Source organism: Phycicoccus endophyticus (genome assembly GCF_011326735.1).
GTDB classification, from domain to species: Bacteria; Actinomycetota; Actinomycetes; order Actinomycetales; family Dermatophilaceae; genus Phycicoccus; species Phycicoccus endophyticus.
Genome location: NZ_JAANCN010000019.1, coordinates 26706 through 44230, shown reverse-complemented (window position 1 = coordinate 44230; position 17525 = coordinate 26706). Strand labels below are relative to the sequence as shown.

Below are 17525 nucleotides of genomic sequence, written 5' to 3'. Positions count from 1 at the left end.
GGCCGGCCGCCGCGCGGGCGACGGGGAGCGGGCGGACGGGTGCCCCCACGCGGACCGCCTCGACCCCACGTCAGCGCGCGGGGGGGCGCCGGCCCACCGCCCGGCGGCCCGTCCGGCGGCGTGCGGCGACCGGGCCGGGACCGAGCACGCGGCGCCGGATGCGCACGCTCGTCGTCGCGACGATGTTCGTCCTGTCCGTCTTCGGTGCCCAGCTGGTCCGCATCCAGGGGCTCGACGCGCACGCCGTGGCCGCCGAGGCCGAGAGCCAGCGGGTCACCGCGCAGATCATCCCCGCGATGCGCGGCAAGATCCTCTCCGCCGACGGGACGGTGCTCGCCTCGAGCGTCGTGCGCGAGGTGGTCGTCGCCGACCAGACGGCGGTGTGCACCTACCGGACCGGGGCGACGACGTGCGACCCGGCGACCTCGCAGCAGGCCGTCCAGGAGGCCGCCGAGAAGCTCTCACCGCTGCTCGACACCCCGGTGAGCGAGCTGGTGACGGCGCTCACCGGGACCAGCCGCTACCGCATCCTCAGCAAGGACGTCACGCCCCTGACGTGGAACAAGATCGCCGACCTCGGGATCCCCGGCATCGCCCGCGACCGCCGCGAGACCCGCTCGGAGCGGATCTACCCGCAGGGGCAGACGACCGCGGCCCTCGTCGGCTACGTCACCGACGACGGCCAGCCCGGTGGTGGGGTCGAGCTCATGGCCGAGGACGCCCTCAAGGGCACGCCGGGGCGCACGACCTACGAGCGTGGCGGCGACGGCACCGCCATCCCCGCCGGGGAGTCGAGCACCACGGAGGCCGTCGACGGCGAGGACGTCCGGCTGACGGTCGACTCCTCGCTGCAGTGGTACGCCCAGAACGCCCTGGCCCAGCGGATCGAGGAGACCAAGGCCACCTCGGGGACCGTCGTCATCATGAACGCCAAGACCGGCGACCTGCTGAGCGTCGCGTCCTACCCGACCTTCGACCCGAACACCGACGTCGGCACGGCGGGTGCCGAGCTGGACAACAAGGCCTTCTCGGACGTCTTCGAGCCCGGCTCGACGGCCAAGATCATGACGATGGCCGCGGCGCTGGAGAAGGGCACGGTCACCCCGAGCACACCGGTCGTCATCCCGAACCGGCTGCAGCGCTACGACACCTCGTTCAAGGACTCCCACGAGCACCCGACCGAGTACCGCACGGTGGCCGGCACCCTCGCCGAGTCGAGCAACATCGGCACCGTGCTCGTCTCCGAGACGCTCAAGCCCTCGACCATCGAGTCCTACTTCCACAAGTTCGGCCTCGGGCAGGTCTCCGGGACCGGCTACCCGGGCGAGTCGGCCGGGATCCTGCCCGAGTCCTCGACGTGGAGCGGCACCAAGCGCGCCACGGTCGCCTTCGGCCAGGGGATCTCGGTGACGGCCATCCAGGCCGCGTCGGTCTTCCAGACCATCGCCAACGGTGGGGTGCGGGTGGCTCCCCGGCTCGTCGAGAGCGTCACCGACGCCGACGGCACCGTCCACGAGGAGAAGGCCTCCACCGGGACGCGCGTGGTCTCGCAGAAGACCGCGAACCAGGTCAGCGCCATGCTCGAGGGCGTCGTCAGCCCCGAGGGCACCGCCGTGGAGGCGCAGATCCCCGGCTACCGGGTCGCGGGCAAGACGGGCACCGCGGAGTACTACGACGACAGCGTGGGGCGCTACAACGGCAAGACCGCCAGCTTCGTCGGGTACGCGCCGGCCGACGACCCGCAGGTCGTCGTCGCCGTCATCGTCCAGAAGCCCACCTACCCCTTCTTCGGCGGGTACGTCGCCGGCCCGGTCTTCAAGGACGTCATGACCTACGCCCTGCAGGAGCTGAAGATCCCGCCGACGGGCAAGAAGGCCAAGCACCTGAAGATCGAGGTCTCGCCGCAGAAGGCGCTCTCCGACCCCCACGTCCTGCGCGACGGCAAGAAGCAGGTCAAGCGGTAAGGTCGTCCGGATGCTCTCCCCCCGGCCGACCACGACGCGGCGCACCCCGCTCGGCGAGGTCGCGGCCCTCCTCGGGGTACCCGCGCCGCCGGCCGCGGCCGAGGTCAGCGGCGTCACCCTCGACTCCCGTGCGGTCCGTCCCGGGGACCTCTACGCGGCCCTGCCCGGTGCCCGGGCCCACGGTGGCGACTACGCCGCCCAGGCCGTGGCCGCCGGCGCCGCCGCCGTGCTCACCGACGCCGCGGGCCGCAGCCGGCTCGTGGCCGCCGGGGTCGAGGTGCCGGCGCTCGTGGTCGAGCGGCCGCGCTCGGTGCTCGGTGCGGTCGCCGCCCGGGTCTACGGGACCGAGGAGCTGCCCGTGCGGCTCGTCGGCATCACCGGCACCAACGGCAAGACGACGACCGCCTACCTCGTGCACTCCGCCCTGACCGCCCTCGGGCACGCGGTGGGCCTCATCGGGACGGTCGAGACCCGGATCGGGCCGCAGCGGGTGGGCAGCGTGCGCACCACCCCCGAGGCTCCGGACCTGCACGCCCTGCTCGCGGTGATGGCCGAGCGCGGTCTGGACACCTGCGTCATGGAGGTGAGCAGCCACGCCCTGGCGCAGCACCGGGTCGACGGGGTCGTCTACGACGTCGCGCTGTTCACCAACCTCAGCCAGGACCACCTCGACTTCCACGGGTCCATGGAGGCCTACTTCGCCGCCAAGGCCTCGCTGTTCACCCCCGCCCGCTCCCGGCGGGCCCTCGTGTGCGTCGACGACGCCTGGGGGCGCGAGCTGCTCGCACGCGCCACGGTGCCCGTCGAGGCGCTGGCGACCGGGGCCGAGGCGGACTGGTCGGTGCGTCGGCAGGGCCCCGACCCGGCAGCGTTCCGGCTTACCGGCCCGGACGGGGTCGACCTGCACCTGAGGTCGAGCCTGCCCGGGGACTTCAACGTGACGAACACCGCGATGGCGGCCGCTGCCCTCGTCCTGCTCGGGGAGCCTCCCGAGCGCGCCGGGGAGGCCGTCCTCGCCGACCCGCACGTGCCGGGCCGGATGGAGCGGGTCGCCCTGCAGGGCCACGACGGGCTGCCGCGCGCGGTCGTCGACTACGCCCACACGCCCGACGCGATCGCCGCCGCCCTGCAGGCCCTGCGCCCGAGCACGCCCGGGACCCTCGTGTGCGTCACGGGTGCCGGCGGTGACCGCGACCAGGACAAGCGCCGCGCCATGGGCGCCGCCGCCGCGCAGGGTGCCGACGTCGTCGTCGTCACCGACGACAACCCCCGCTCGGAGGACCCCGCCGCGATCCGCGCCGCCGTGCTCGAGGGGGCCGAGGCGGTCCGCCGCGCCGGGCGTCCGGTGCAGCTCGCCGAGGTCGCGGGCCGCCGGCCGGCCGTCCACGAGGCCGTCGCCCGGGTCGCCGCCGAGCGTGGCGCCGCGACGGTCGCCGTGCTCGGCAAGGGCCACGAGAGCGGGCAGGAGGTCGACGGGGTCGTGCACCCCTTCGACGACCGCGAGGTGCTGCGGGAGGCCCTGCGCGCCGTCGCCGGGGTGGAGGCGCCGTGATCCCGATGTCGCTCTCGCAGGTGGCGCGGGTCGTCGGCGGCACCGTGCACGGCGTCGCCGAGCCGGACGCGCAGGCGCTCCTCGTCGACGGGCCGGTGGTCACCGACTCCCGCGAGGCCGCGTCCGGCGGGCTCTACGTCGCCCGGGTCGGCGAGCACGCCGACGGGCACGACTTCGCGGCGGCGGCGCTCGCCGCCGGCTGCGTCGCGGCGCTCACGACCCGCCCGCTCGAGGGCCTGGCGTGCGTCGTCGTCGAGGACACCCAGGCGGCCTTCGCGGCCCTGGCGCGGGCGGTCGTCGACGCCTCGCCCGGCCTCACCGTGGTCGGGCTCACCGGCTCCTCGGGCAAGACGAGCACCAAGGACCTGCTCGGGGAGGTGCTCGCGACCGTCGGCCCCACGGTCGCGCCGGTGGGCTCGTACAACTCCGAGGTCGGGGTGCCGCTCACGGTGTGCCGCGTCGAGCCCGACACCCGCTTCCTCGTCGTCGAGATGGGGGCCCGCGGCCCCGGGCACATCGCCTACCTCACCGGGATGGCGCCCCCGCGCATCGGGGTCGTGCTCAACGTGGGCACGGCCCACCTCGGGGAGTTCGGCTCGCGGGAGGCCATCGCCCGCGCCAAGTCCGAGCTGCCCGCGGCCCTGCCCGAGGGTGGACTGGCCGTCCTCAACGCCGACGACCCCGCGGTGCGGGCGATGGCGGCCGTGACGCCCGCCCGGGTGACGCTCGTCGGCGAGGCCGAGGACGCCGAGGTGCGCGCCCGCGAGGTCGCCCTCGACGCCGCCGGCCGGCCGTCCTTCCGGCTGGAGACCGCCTCCGGGGCCACCGACGTCGCGCTCGGGCTCGTCGGGCGCCACCACGTGGGCAACGCGCTGGCCGTCGCCGCGGTCGCCCTCGAGGTGGGCCTGTCGCTGGACGAGGTCGGCGGGGCGCTCAGCACGGCCCGGCCGCGCAGCCGCTGGCGGATGGAGGTCACCGAGCGGCCCGACGGCGTCACCGTCGTCAACGACGCCTACAACGCCAACCCGGACTCGATGCGGGCCGCCCTGGCCACCCTCGAGCGGATGGGGGAGGGCCGGCGCACCTGGGCCGTCCTCGGCACGATGCTCGAGCTCGGGACGGAGTCCGCGGCGCTGCATGCCGCGGTCGGCGCCGAGGCCGTGGCCCGGGGGGTCGAGGAGCTGCTCGTCGTCGGGCAGGAGGCGCGTCCGCTCGCCACCGGGGCCATCGAGGCCGCGGGCGGCACCAACGTGCGCCACGTCCCGGACGCCGAGACCGCCGAGCGGCTGCTGCGTGCCGAGCTCGCCCCCGGCGACGTGGCCCTGTTCAAGTCCAGCCGCGACGCCGGGCTACGGTTGCTCGGAGACACGCTCGCGACGACCCCCGAGGAGCAGCACCCGTGAAGGCCGTGCTCATCGCCGCCGTGGTCTCCCTCGTCCTCTCGCTCTTCGGCACACCGACCTTCATCCGCTTCCTCGTGCGGCGCGGCTACGGGCAGTTCATCCGCGACGACGGGCCGACCTCGCACCACACCAAGCGGGGCACCCCGACGATGGGTGGGGCGGTCATCGTCCTGGCCTCGCTGCTCGCCTACGCGCTGGCGCACCTGCTCACCGGGCAGAAGCCGACGGTGAGCGGGCTGCTCGTCCTCTTCCTCATGGCCGGGATGGGCGTGGTCGGGTTCCTCGACGACTACATCAAGATCAGCAAGCAGCGCAGCCTCGGGCTGCGCTCGCGCCAGAAGCTCGCCGCCCAGACGCTCGTCGCGGTCGTCTTCGCGGTCCTCGCGCTCGAGTTCCCCAACGGCTCCTTCCGCACCCCCGCCTCGACGGCGATCTCCTTCGTCCGGGACACCCCGGTCAACCTCGCCTTCGCCGGCTCCGTGCTCGGCGTCATCCTCTTCGTCCTGTGGGCCAACCTCATCGTCGCGGGCACGTCCAACGGCGTGAACCTCACCGACGGCCTCGACGGCCTCGCGACCGGCGCCTCGGTCATGGTCTTCGCGTCCTACGTCCTCATCGGGATCTGGCAGTTCAACCAGAACTGCCAGTGGAACCCCGGGACCAAGTGCTACGAGGTGCGCGACCCGCACGACCTGGCCATCGTCGCCGCCGCCGGGATGGGCGCCTGCTTCGGCTTCCTGTGGTGGAACGCGTCGCCGGCGAAGATCTTCATGGGCGACACCGGCTCGCTCGCCCTCGGCGGGGCGCTGGCCGGGCTGGCCATCCTCACCCGCACCGAGCTGCTCGTGGTCATCCTCGGTGGCCTGTTCGTCACGGTGACCCTCTCGGTCATCGTCCAGGTCGTCTCGTTCAAGACGACGGGCAGACGGGTGCTGAAGATGGCGCCCCTGCAGCACCACTTCGAGCTCATGGGGTGGCAGGAGGTGACGATCGTCATCCGGTTCTGGATCATCGCCGGCCTCTTCGTCGCCCTCGGTCTCGGGCTGTTCTACGCCGAGTGGGTGGTGGGCGCGGCATGAGCGCGCAGCCCGCGCGCACCACGACCCTGACCCACCGGGACGCCGACTGGGCGAGTCTGCGCGTCCTCGTCGCCGGTCTCGGGCTGAGCGGCTTCGCCGCGGCCGACGCCCTCCTGGAGCGGGGCGCGCTCGTCACCATCGTCGACGCCGTGGCCCCCGCCGCCGGGACGCCGATGGCCGAGCGCGCCCACCTGCTCGACCTCCTCGGCGCGTCGGTGCACCACGGACCCGAGGCGGTCGCCGGGCTGCCCGCCGCGGCGCCCGACCTCGTCGTCACCTCACCCGGGTGGCGCCCGGACCAGCCGCTGCTCGCCGCCGCCGCCCGCGCCGGTGTCCCGGTCTGGGGCGAGGTCGAGCTCGCGTGGCGGATGCGCCCGCGCGAGGGCGCCGCCCCGTGGCTCACGGTCACCGGGACCAACGGGAAGACGACCACCGTGCGGATGCTCGCCGCGATGCTGCAGGCCGCCGGGCTGCGCGCGTGCAGCGCGGGCAACGTGGGCACGCCCGTCCTCGAGGCGGTCATGGACCCGCAGCCCTACGACGTCATCGCCGTGGAGCTGTCCAGCTTCCAGCTGCACTGGTCGCACTCGCTCGCGCCGCGCGCCTCGGCCTGCCTCAACGTCGCACCCGACCACGTCGACTGGCACGGCTCGTTCGAGGAGTACGCCCGGGCCAAGGGCCGGGTCTACGAGAACACCGAGGTCGCGTGCGTCTACAACGTCGAGGACGAGCGCACCCGGCGCCTCGTGGAGCAGGCGGAGGTCCAGGAGGGCTGCCGGGCGGTCGGCTTCACCCTCGGGGTGCCCGGCCCCTCCGAGCTCGGCGTCGTCGACGACGTCCTCGCCGACCGGGCCTTCGTCGCCGAGCGGGCCACGACCGCGGCCGAGCTGGCCTCGCTCGAGGACCTGGGCCAGGGGCCGGGTGCCCCGCCCCCGCACCTCGTGGCCAACGCCCTCGCGGCCGCCGCGCTCGCCCGGGCGCACGGCGTGCCCGCGGCCGCGGTGCGGGCGGGGCTGCGCGGCTTCGTGCCCGACCCCCACCGCATCGCCGAGGTCGGCGTCGTGCGCGGGCTGCGGTGGGTCGACGACTCCAAGGCGACCAACCCGCACGCCGCGCGGGCCAGCCTGGCCGCCTTCGAGGGCGTCGTCTGGGTGGCGGGCGGGCTGCTCAAGGGGGCCGAGGTCGACGAGCTCGTCGCGGCCGCCGCGCCGCGGCTGCGCGGCGTCGTCCTCCTCGGCCGCGACCGTTCGGCCATTTCCGAGGCGTTGGCCCGACACGCGCCGGATGTCCCCGTGCGGGAGGTGGCCCGTACCGACACTGGGGCCATGGACGCCGTGGTGGAGCATGCCCTCGCCCTGGGCCGGGAGGGGGACGTCGTCCTCCTCGCCCCCGCCGCCGCGTCGATGGACATGTTCACGGACTACGGTGCGCGCGGCGACGCCTTCACTGCGGCGGTGCGGCGGCTCACCGGCGGGGGGTAGCCCGTGACCTCCGCCACCGCCCCGGCCCGAGAGTCCGGACGCGGCACCACCCGCGTGCGCGCCTGGGCCGCCCGGTTCGACTCCCCGGTCGCCACGTACTACCTGCTCCTGTCGCTCACCGCCGCGCTCGTCGTCTTCGGGCTGATCATGGTGCTCTCCGCGAGCGCCATCACCTCCCTCGAGGAGAGCCGCTCGGCCTACACGATCTTCACCACCCAGGCGGTCTACGCCGGGATCGGGGGCGTCGCGCTGCTGCTCGCCTCGCGTATCCCGGTCACGGGCTGGAAGCGGCTGGCGGTGCCGGTGCTCGTCGTCGCGGTCGCCCTCCAGCTGCTCGTGCTCACCCCCCTCGGGTTCGCCGTCAACGGCAACCGCAACTGGCTGCGTCTCGGGCCGGTGACCATCCAGCCCTCCGAGCTGGTCAAGGTCGGCCTCGTCCTCGCCGGGGGGCTCGTCCTCGCCCGCAAGCGCCGCCACCTGCGCTCCCTCGGCCACGTGCTCGTCCCCTACCTCGTGCCCATCGCGGCCGTGTCGGTCGCCTCGGTCGTCCTCGGCCACGACCTCGGGACGGTGATGATCCTCGGCGCGATCGTGGCGGGGGTCCTCTTCGCGGCCGGGGTGCCGGTGCGCTGGTTCGTCATCGCCGGCGTGCCGTTCGTCGGGATGGCCGTCGCGTTCGTCGTCACCAGCCCCAACCGGCTCGGGCGCTTCGACGTCTGGCTCGGGCGCGACACCGACCCGTACGGCAACGCGCGCCAGCCCATCCACGGCCGGTACGCCCTGGCCGACGGCGGGTGGCTCGGCCTCGGCCTCGGGCAGAGCCGGGAGAAGTGGGGTCTGCTGTCCGAGCCGCACAACGACTTCATCTTCGCGATCATCGGTGAGGAGCTCGGCCTGCCCGGCACCCTCGCGATCCTCCTGCTCTTCGCCGCGCTGGCCGTCACGTGCTACCGGCTCGTCGTGCGCTCGGAGGACTTCTTCGTCCGGGTGGTCACGGCGGGCGTGATGATGTGGGTCATCATCCAGGCCGTGATCAACATCGGTACCGTCATCGGCCTGCTGCCCGTCATCGGGGTGCCGCTGCCGCTCGTCTCCTCCGGCGGCTCCTCGCTCATCACGACGATGGGTGCCCTGGGCATCCTGCTCTCCTTCGCCCGCAACGAACCCGGCTGCCGCGAGGTGCTGGCCGCCCGCCCCTCCTCGCTGCGGCGCTCGCTCGCGGTCGTGTCCGGGGCGGTCCGCTCGCGCCGGAGCGGGTCGTGAGCGCCGCCGCGCCCGGGTCGGTCCTCCTCGCCGGTGGTGGGACCGCCGGGCACGTCTCGCCCCTGCTGGCCCTCGCCGACTGCCTCCGGCGGCGTGACCCGCAGGTGCGGGTCGCCGCGCTCGGCACGGCCGAGGGGCTCGAGGCCCGGCTCGTGCCCGCCCGTGGCTACCCGCTGCACGAGGTGCCCCGGGTACCGTTCCCGCGACGGCCCGACGCCGCCGCGCTGCGGCTGCCGGGCGACCTGCGTCGTGCGGTCGCCGCCGCGGAGCGGGCCCTGGAGCAGAGCGCCGCCGAGGTGGTCGTCGGCTTCGGCGGCTTCGTCGCCTCTCCGGCCTACCTCGCGGCCCGTCGCCGCCGCGTGCCCGTCGTCGTCCACGAGCAGAACGCCCGCCCCGGGCTGGCCAACCGGCTCGGCGCCCGGGTCGCCGCCGAGGTCGCCGTCACCTTCCCGGGGACGCCGCTGCGCGGGGCCACGGTCACCGGCATGCCGCTGCGCCACGAGATCGCCACCCTGGACCGCGCGGCGCTGCGGGCCGAGGCGCGCGAGCACTTCGGCCTGGCGGAGGGCCCGACCCTGCTCGTCACCGGTGGCTCGCTCGGGGCGGCCCGGCTCAACGGCGCCTTCGCCGCCGCCGCCGCCGAGCTCTCCGCGGCCGGGGTCCAGGTGCTGCACGTCACCGGAGCCGGCAAGGAGGTCGACCCCGGCCCGCTGCCCGGTGCCCGGTACGTCGTCCTGCCCTACTGCGACCGGATGGACCTGGCCTACGCGGCCGCCGACCTCGTCGTCGCCCGGTCCGGGGCGAACACCGTGTGCGAGCTGACCGCCGTCGGCCTGCCGGCCGTCTACGTGCCGCTGCCCATCGGCAACGGCGAGCAGCGTCTGAACGTCTCCCACGTCCTGGACGCCGGGGGTGGCCTCGTCGTCGACGACGCGCTCGTCGACGCACGGTGGGTCGGTGACGTCGTCCTGCCCCTGGCGCAGGACGAGGAGCGGGTGGCGGCGATGGGCCGGGCCGCGTCCTCGGTGGGCCAGCGCGACGGCGACGAGCGGCTCGCCGACCTCGTGGCCCGTGCGGCCGGAGGGCGCTGAACGGCCGTGCCCGTCACCAACCCCCGCTTCGACCTCGCCGCACCGGTGCCGGCGTGGGAGTCGCTCGGTGCCGTGCACCTCGTGGCCATCGGTGGCGCCGGGATGTCGGCGGTGGCCCGCCTGCTGCTGGCCCGCGGCGTGGTCGTCAGCGGCTCGGACGCTGCCGACTCCCCGGCGCTGGAGGCCCTGCGGGCGGCCGGAGCGCGGGTCGCCGTCGGCCACGACCCGGCCCACCTCGCGGGCGTCGACACCGTCGTGGTGTCCTCGGCCGTGCGTGAGGACAACCCCGAGCTGGCCGCCGCGCGCTCCGCCGGCCTGCGGGTGCTGCACCGCTCCCAGGCATTGGCCGCGCTGCTCGGGCGCTCGCGTGCGGTCGCCGTCGCCGGCACCAACGGCAAGACGACGACGACCGCGATGCTCGTCGTGGCGCTGGCCGAGGCCGGGGCCGACCCCTCCTTCGCCTGTGGGGGAGAGGTCGCCCAGCTCGGGACGAACGCGGCGCTCGGCACCGGCGACGCGTTCGTCGTCGAGGCCGACGAGAGCGACGGCAGCTTCGTCGTCTACCGTCCGGCCGTCGGCGTAGTGACGACGGTGCAGCCGGACCACCTCGACTTCTACGGCACCCCGCAGGCGGTGACCGCCGCCTTCGGCGACTTCGCGGCGACCGTGGCCGACCTGCTCGTCGTCAGCGCCGACGACCCCGGGGCCGCGGCACTCGCGCGCTCCGAGCGGGCCCGTGGCCGTCGGGTGCTGACGTTCGGCGCGAGCGCCGGGGCCGACCTGCGCCTGCTCGCCACCACGGCGGAGGGGCTCGGGACCCGCACCACCGTCGTGCACCACGGCAGCCGGGTCGAGCTCGTCCTCGCGGTGCCCGGCGCGCACAATGTGGCGAACGCGTCGGCGGCGCTGCTCGCGGCGGTCGACGGGCTCGGGGCCGAGCGCGGGGCCGTCCTGCGGGGGCTCGCGGGCTTCACCGGCGCCCGCCGCCGCTTCGAGGTCCGGGGGGTGGTCGGCGACGTCACCGTGGTCGACGACTACGCGCACAACCCGGCCAAGGTCGCCGCGGTGGTCTCGACCGCGGCCGGGGTCCTCGAGCGTGCCGGCCGCGGCCGGCTGCTCGTCGTCTTCCAGCCCCACCTGTACAGCCGCACCCGCGACTTCGCCGAGCAGTTCGCCGCCGCCCTCGAGCCCGCCGACCACGTCGTCCTCCTCGACGTCTACGGGGCCCGGGAGGCGCCCGAGCCGGGGGTCACCTCGGCCCTCGTCGCCGACCCGCTCGTCCGTGCTCCCGGACAGCGCCGGGTCGAGGTCGGCGTGAGCCGGGAGAGGGCGGTCTCCCTCGTCACCGAGGAGGCCGCACCGGGCGACCTCGTGCTCACCGTCGGTGCCGGCGACGTCACGGCGCTCGGGCCGCTGCTGCTTCAGCGGCTCGCCGCGCGGGAGGCCGGGGGATGAGCCACACCGCCACGCGCAGCCCCCGTGGGCTGGACTCCTCGGCCTCGCGCTTCCGGGAGCGGGCCCTCGCCCGACGCCGCCGGCCGTGGCGGCGGGCACTGGCCACCGTGCTCGTGCTCGCGGTGCTCGCCGGTGCGGGGTGGGTGCTCGGCTGGACCCAGGTGCTCGGTCTGCGCGACGTCGAGGTCGTCGGCGTCGGCGGGCGCGAGGCCCGCCGGGTCGAGCAGCTCGTCGACGTGGCGCCGGGGACGCCGCTCGTGCGGGTCGACACCTCGGCGGTCGAGGCCGCCGTGCGGCAGCGCGTCACGGTCGCCGAGGTCTCGGTCCACCGGTCCTGGCCGGGCACGCTCGTCGTCGACGTCGTCCCGCGGGTCGCGGCCATCGTCGTGAAGAACCCCGCGGGCCGGCTCCAGGTGGTCGACGCCACGGGGGTCGCGTTCGGCACGGTGAAGAAGGCCCCGAAGGGGGTGCCGGTGGTCACCGCGACCGGGAGCCGCTCGATGCGCCCGGAGGCCCTCCAGGCCGCGCTGGCGCTCCTGCGGGACCTGCCCGAGGACCTCGCCGGCGAGGTCTCCGCCCTGCGGGTGAGCAGCGCCGACCTGGTGACCTTCACCCTGCGCGGGCACACCGTGATCTGGGGCGGGGAGGCCGAGCCGGAGCGCAAGACCCGGGTGCTACGAGCCCTGCTCACGACCAAGGCCAAGGTCATCGACGTCAGCGCGCCGGACACGCCCGTGACCCGCTGAGGCTCCTGTGACCTGTGAGGCTGCTGGGGCGGATGTGACCCGGCACGCCGGCCGTGCCAGGATTTGCCCCACGGGATGTCGCGACACGCCCGCCGCAGCTGTGCAGGACCAGCAGGGGCGACGTAGCGTCGTCCCATCACCCACCGTGACCGAACTGTAACCCTCAACAAGAGGTCGAGGGTCGAGCCGGACGCACGACCACCCTGACCGAAGTGGAAGGCCAAGCCCGTGGCATCACCCCAGAACTACCTCGCCGTGATCAAGGTCGTCGGCATCGGCGGAGGTGGCGTCAACGCCATCAACCGGATGATCGAGGTCGGCCTCAAGGGCGTCGAGTTCATCGCGGTCAACACCGACGCCCAGGCGCTGCTCATGAGCGACGCCGACGTCAAGCTCGACGTCGGCCGCGAGCTGACCCGCGGTCTCGGGGCCGGCGCCGACCCGGACGTGGGGAAGAAGGCCGCCGAGGACCACGCCGAGGAGATCGAGGAGGTCCTCAAGGGGGCCGACATGGTCTTCGTCACCGCGGGTGAGGGTGGGGGCACCGGTACGGGCGGAGCGCCGGTCGTCGCCCGGATCGCCAAGGGCCTCGGTGCGCTGACCATCGGCGTCGTCACCCGCCCCTTCACCTTCGAGGGCCGCCGGCGGGCCAACCAGGCCGAGTCCGGTATCGCCGGGCTGCGCGACGAGGTCGACACCCTCATCGTCATCCCCAACGACCGTCTGCTCTCGATCAGCGACCGTGGCGTCTCGATGCTCGACGCCTTCCGCAGCGCCGACCAGGTCCTGCTCTCCGGTGTCCAGGGCATCACCGACCTGATCACCACCCCCGGCCTGATCAACCTCGACTTCGCCGACGTCAAGTCGGTCATGCAGGGCGCCGGCTCGGCCCTGATGGGCATCGGCTCGGCCCGTGGCGAGGACCGCGCGGTCCAGGCCGCCGAGCTCGCGATCTCCAGCCCGCTGCTCGAGGCGAGCATCGACGGGGCGCACGGGGTGCTGCTGTCGATCCAGGGTGGCAGCGACCTCGGGCTGTTCGAGATCAACGAGGCCGCCCGGCTGGTCCAGGAGGCCGCCCACCCCGAGGCGAACATCATCTTCGGCGCCGTCATCGACGACGCGCTCGGCGACGAGGTGCGGGTCACCGTCATCGCGGCGGGCTTCGACGGTGGCGCGCCGGTGCGCCGGCAGGACGACCGCGCGCTCGGCACGATCCAGGGCCGCCCCGTCCCGCCGGCCTCGCCGGCCGTCCCGCCCGCCGAGAGCCCGACGGTGCCCTCCTCCCCGGGCGCTCCGCCGAGCCCCGGCGCCGCCCCGCCGCTCACCCCGGCCACCGTCGCGCCGCGCACGCCGGACCCGGTGCCGAGCGGCACCGGCAGCGCCGAGCCCGCCGAGCCGGCGGCGCCCGAGGCCGACGAGCCGCCGGTGCGCACCGAGCGCGACACCACGCCGGCCGAACCGGTGCGTGCCCAGCCGCCGCGCACCGTGACCTTCGAGGAGAACGACGACCTCGACGTCCCGGACTTCCTCAAGTAGCACCGCGCCCCCTGGGGGAGCGCGAGCAGGCGACACCGGGTGCCGGCCCCACGACGGGCCGGCACCCGGCGCGTCTACGGTGGACCCGTGTTCATCTGGGAGCAGACCCGAGGTGGTGCCCGCCGGGCCTTCACCGGCCGGCCGGGGGGCGTGAGCCGGGGCCCCTGGAGCGGTCTCAACCTCGGCCTGCACGTCGAGGACGACCCGGCCGCGGTCCACGACAACCGGCGGCGGCTGCGGGCCGCGGTGGGGCGGCCGGTCGTGTGGATGGCCCAGTGCCACGGCGCCGAGGTGGCGACCGTCGACGGCCTCCCCGCCGAGGCGCCGCGGTGCGACGCCGTCGTCACCGCCTCCGACGAGGTGGCCCTGGCCGTGCTCGTCGCCGACTGCGTCCCGGTGCTGCTCGCCAGCCCCGAGGGCGTCGTGGCCGCGGTGCACGCGGGCCGGCCGGGAATGCTCGCCGGCGTCGTCCCCCGGGCGCTCGAGGCGATGCGCGATCTCGGTGCCGGCGCGGTCGACGCCGTCGTCGGGCCCTCGGTCTGCGGGCGGTGCTACGAGGTCCCGGCGTCGATGCGCGCCGACGCCGCGCGGGTGGAGCCGGTGAGCGCCACCGTCTCCTGGACGGGGACCCCGGCGATCGACGTCGCCGCCGGCGTGGTCGCCCAGCTGGACCGGCTGGGCGTCCCGGTGACCTGGGTGGCGGGCTGCACCCGGGAGCGCGAGGACCTCTACTCCTACCGCGCCTCCCGGACGACTGGCCGCTTCGCCGGCGTCGTGACGAGGGTGTCGTGACCGACCGCCGGGCCGAGCTGGCGCAGCGCCTCGCCGCGGTCCGTCGCCGGATCGAGGTCGCGAGCGAGGCCGCCGGTCGCAGCGACCCGGTGTCCCTCGTCGTCGTCACGAAGTTCTTCCCCGCGAGCGACGTCGACCTGCTCGCCGAGCTCGGCGTCACCGACGTGGGGGAGAACCGCGACCAGGAGGCCGCCGAGAAGGTCACGCGGCTCGCCCACCGCGAGCGCCTCCGGGTGCACTTCATCGGCCAGCTGCAGACGAACAAGGCCGGGTCGGTCGCGCGCTACGCCGACGTCGTCCACTCCCTCGACCGCCCCAAGCTCGTCGGTGCCCTCGACCGGGCCGCCGGGCGCGAGGGGCGGGTGCTCGACGCCCTCGTCCAGGTCGCCCTCGACGGCGCCGAGGGGCGCGGCGGTGCACCCCCCGAGCGGGTCCCGCAGCTCGCTGACCTCGTCGCCGCGAGCGCGAACCTCCGGCTGCGCGGGCTCATGGCGGTCGCCCCCCTCGGGCAGGACCCGCACCCGGCGTTCGCCCGCCTGCACGAGCTCGCCGGGCGGGTGCGCGCGGAGCATCCGGACGCCGGCTGGGTCTCGGCCGGGATGAGCGGCGACCTCGAGGCCGCCATCGAGCACGGGGCGACACACCTGCGTGTCGGCTCGGCAATCCTCGGATCCCGCCCGTCACACGGGTAACTTCGGTCACGACGCACGGCACCGACAGGTGGGGCCGACGACCGAGGAGCACGTGATGGCTGGCGCACTGCGCAAGACGATGGTCTACCTGGGCCTCGCCGAGGACCAGGGCCACTACGACGACGAGTACTACGACGGCTACGACGAGCCCGAGGTCGAGGACCGCACCGAGCACCGGGGGGCGGAGGTCACGCCGCTGCCCACCGCCCGTCGGCCGGTCGCCGAGGTGGTCCGCACGCCGGAGGCCGGCAGCGTCTCGCGGATCACGACGATCCACCCGCGCACGTACAACGAGGCCAAGACCATCGGGGAGAGCTTCCGCGACGGGGTCCCGGTCATCATGAACCTCACCGACATGAGCGACGCGGACGCCAAGCGGCTCGTCGACTTCGCCGCGGGCCTGGTCTTCGGGCTGCACGGCTCGATCGAGCGGGTGACCTCCAAGGTCTTCCTCCTCTCGCCCGAGACCGTCGAGGTCACCGCCGAGGAGGGTCCGGTCGCCGCCACGGCGGGGCGGGGCGTGTTCAACCAGAGCTGACCCCCGGACCGCGCGCGCTGGGCCGTCCGGCACACTCCTGGTATGGCTGTCTTCGCCGTCCTCGCGTTCGTGGTGTTCCTGTACCTCGTCGTGCTCGTCGGCCGGGTGGTCTTCGACTGGATCCGGATCTTCGCCCGCGACTGGCGCCCCCGGGGTGTCGTGCTGCTCGTCGCGGAGCCGGTCTACACCCTCACCGACCCACCGCTGCGGGCGCTGCGCCGGGTCATCCCGCCGCTGCGGCTGGGTGCGGTATCGGTCGACCTGTCCTTCATGGTCCTCTTCTTCGGCGTCCTGATCCTCTACTCGGTCCTCGGGTCGCTCGGCTCCTGAGGACCGCGGCTGCCGGGGCGCTCGTCGCGGTCACTCGTGTCACGCCGCTCGACATACGTCACGGGGGCACCGCCGATCGCGTACGCTGGGCCGGGACCCCCGGACCCGGCACCCGTGCGGCGCCCCGGGTACCCCGACCGTGCCCCATCGGCCACAGGAGTTGACCATGGCTCTCACCCCCGAGGACGTCCTCAACAAGACGTTCACCCAGACCCAGTTCCGTCGTGGCTACGACGAGCGCGAGGTCGACGACTTCCTCGACGACATCGTCGCCGAGATGCGTCGGATGACCAAGGAGAGCGAGGACCTGCGCGGCGAGCTCTCCTCGGGGGGCGCGAGTGGTGCCGCGGCGGCCCCGGCGGGCGCCGACGGGCGCGAGGTCGAGGAGCTGCGCAGCAAGAACGCCACGCTCGCGGCGCGTGTCTCCGAGCTCGAGGGGGCCCGTAGCGACCTGCTCGCCAAGCTCGACGAGGCCCGCAACCAGGGTGGGGACGGTCAGGCCCGCGTCGGCGAGCTGGAGCAGCGCGCCGAGCAGCTCGAGGCCCGGGTGGCCGAGCTCGAGCAGCTCGTGGCCCAGCGCGACGCCGAGATCGAGGCGCTGCGAGGCGCCAGCGGAGACGTCGACGCCCAGGTGGCCGACGCCGAGCGCCGTGCCGGTGAGCTCGAGACCCGTGCCACGCAGGCCGAGCAGACCGCGAGCACGCTCGAGGAGCGCGTCCGCGACCTCGAGGGGGAGCTGACGCGCGTCACCACCGAGCGTGACGACCACGCCGCCTCCCTCGCCGCGGCCCGCGAGGACGCGGGTGCCGCGGCCGACGAGCAGGTGTCGGTTCTCCAGGCCCGCCTGGAGGAGGCACGCCAGGACGCCGAGGAGCGGGTGGCGGCCGCGGAGGCGCGAGCCCAGGAGGCCGAGGCGCGGGCCCAGGAGGCCGAGCGCCGGGCCGAGGGTGCGGACTCCGGTGTCGGTGCCGCAGCCCTGGCGGGTGCGGGTGGCGGGGCCAGCGCGGCGGGAGTCATCGCCCTGGCCCAGCGCCTCCACGACGAGCACGTCGCGGCCGGCGAGAGCAAGCGCGACGAGCTGGTCTCGGAGGGACAGCGTCGGCACGACGAGCTGCTCGGGACCGCCCAGCGCCGCCACGACGAGCTCATCTCGACGGGGCAGGCCCAGCACGACGAGCTCATCGCGACCGCGACCGGTCAGCGCGACGAGATGATCGGCACGGCGACCACCCAGCGCGACCAGATGCTCACCGAGGCCCGCGAGCGGTCCACCGGCATGGTCGCCGAGGCGCAGCAGAAGAAGGCCGCGATCCTCGAGGAGCTCGGCCGCGAGCGCAACCTCCTCGAGCGCAAGATCGAGTCGCTGCGCGGCTTCGAGCGCGACTACCGCTCGCGCCTGCACGAGTACATCCAGGGCCAGCTCGCCGACCTCAAGAACGTGGCGGTCGACGAGGAGGAGCCGGCCGAGCAGGCGGCCCAGCCGGAGCACGAGCCACAGGCCTGACGTCGGTCCGCGGAGCCGCCCGGTCACCCGGGCGGCTCCGGCCGTCGAGGGCCCGGCCCTGCTCCGGTGTGCAGCCGTGGCGTTGCGCACGTTGAGCGG

At 74.9% G+C, this 17525-nt stretch carries 15 protein-coding genes; all 15 read left to right on the top strand.

What is annotated here, in order from left to right:
• Positions 1-158: 158 nt before the first annotated feature.
• Positions 159-1964, top strand: coding sequence for a peptidoglycan D,D-transpeptidase FtsI family protein (locus G8D98_RS14955; RefSeq protein ID WP_166105163.1), 1806 nt, complete (start codon positions 159-161; stop codon positions 1962-1964).
• Between the two features lie 10 nt (positions 1965-1974).
• Complete coding sequence (locus tag G8D98_RS14950; RefSeq protein WP_166105160.1) at positions 1975-3516, top strand: UDP-N-acetylmuramoyl-L-alanyl-D-glutamate--2,6-diaminopimelate ligase; 1542 nt, start codon at positions 1975-1977, stop codon at positions 3514-3516.
• Positions 3513-4919, top strand: a complete 1407-nt coding sequence (locus G8D98_RS14945; RefSeq protein ID WP_166105157.1) for a UDP-N-acetylmuramoyl-tripeptide--D-alanyl-D-alanine ligase — start codon at positions 3513-3515, stop codon at positions 4917-4919. The genes G8D98_RS14950 and G8D98_RS14945 overlap by 4 nt, the downstream gene beginning before the upstream one ends.
• Positions 4916-5998, top strand: coding sequence for a phospho-N-acetylmuramoyl-pentapeptide-transferase (gene mraY, locus G8D98_RS14940; protein ID WP_166105155.1), 1083 nt, complete (start codon positions 4916-4918; stop codon positions 5996-5998). Before G8D98_RS14945 ends, mraY begins: the two co-directional genes overlap by 4 nt.
• Positions 5995-7479: a UDP-N-acetylmuramoyl-L-alanine--D-glutamate ligase gene (murD, locus tag G8D98_RS14935; protein WP_166105151.1), complete on the top strand. Its 1485-nt coding sequence runs from the start codon at positions 5995-5997 to the stop codon at positions 7477-7479. The genes mraY and murD overlap by 4 nt, the downstream gene beginning before the upstream one ends.
• 3 nt (positions 7480-7482) lie before the next feature.
• Positions 7483-8742 (top strand): putative lipid II flippase FtsW, encoded by a 1260-nt coding sequence (gene ftsW, locus G8D98_RS14930; RefSeq protein ID WP_166105149.1) that lies wholly within the window; start codon positions 7483-7485, stop codon positions 8740-8742.
• Positions 8739-9833: an undecaprenyldiphospho-muramoylpentapeptide beta-N-acetylglucosaminyltransferase gene (gene murG / locus G8D98_RS14925; RefSeq protein WP_166105146.1), complete on the top strand. Its 1095-nt coding sequence runs from the start codon at positions 8739-8741 to the stop codon at positions 9831-9833. The genes ftsW and murG overlap by 4 nt, the downstream gene beginning before the upstream one ends.
• A 6-nt stretch (positions 9834-9839) precedes the next feature.
• Positions 9840-11288: a UDP-N-acetylmuramate--L-alanine ligase gene (gene murC, locus G8D98_RS14920; protein WP_166105144.1), complete on the top strand. Its 1449-nt coding sequence runs from the start codon at positions 9840-9842 to the stop codon at positions 11286-11288.
• Positions 11285-12034, top strand: a complete 750-nt coding sequence (locus tag G8D98_RS14915; RefSeq protein ID WP_166105141.1) for a cell division protein FtsQ/DivIB — start codon at positions 11285-11287, stop codon at positions 12032-12034. The genes murC and G8D98_RS14915 overlap by 4 nt, the downstream gene beginning before the upstream one ends.
• Positions 12035-12262: 228 nt before the next feature.
• On the top strand, positions 12263-13570 hold the full coding sequence (ftsZ, locus tag G8D98_RS14910; protein WP_166105138.1) for a cell division protein FtsZ: 1308 nt from the start codon (positions 12263-12265) through the stop codon (positions 13568-13570).
• 87 nt (positions 13571-13657) lie between these two features.
• On the top strand, positions 13658-14362 hold the full coding sequence (locus tag G8D98_RS14905) for a purine nucleoside phosphorylase YfiH/LACC1 family protein (protein WP_166105135.1): 705 nt from the start codon (positions 13658-13660) through the stop codon (positions 14360-14362).
• Positions 14359-15054 carry a YggS family pyridoxal phosphate-dependent enzyme gene (locus G8D98_RS14900; protein WP_166105133.1) on the top strand — a complete coding sequence of 232 codons (696 nt, stop codon included), beginning with the start codon at positions 14359-14361 and terminating at the stop codon, positions 15052-15054. Before G8D98_RS14905 ends, G8D98_RS14900 begins: the two co-directional genes overlap by 4 nt.
• Before the next feature lie 55 nt (positions 15055-15109).
• Complete coding sequence (locus G8D98_RS14895) at positions 15110-15592, top strand: cell division protein SepF (RefSeq protein WP_166105130.1); 483 nt, start codon at positions 15110-15112, stop codon at positions 15590-15592.
• Positions 15593-15634: 42 nt separating this feature from the next.
• Positions 15635-15922, top strand: a complete 288-nt coding sequence (locus G8D98_RS14890) for a YggT family protein (protein WP_166105127.1) — start codon at positions 15635-15637, stop codon at positions 15920-15922.
• 166 nt (positions 15923-16088) lie between these two features.
• On the top strand, positions 16089-17426 hold the full coding sequence (locus G8D98_RS14885; protein ID WP_166105125.1) for a DivIVA domain-containing protein: 1338 nt from the start codon (positions 16089-16091) through the stop codon (positions 17424-17426).
• Positions 17427-17525: the final 99 nt, after the last annotated feature.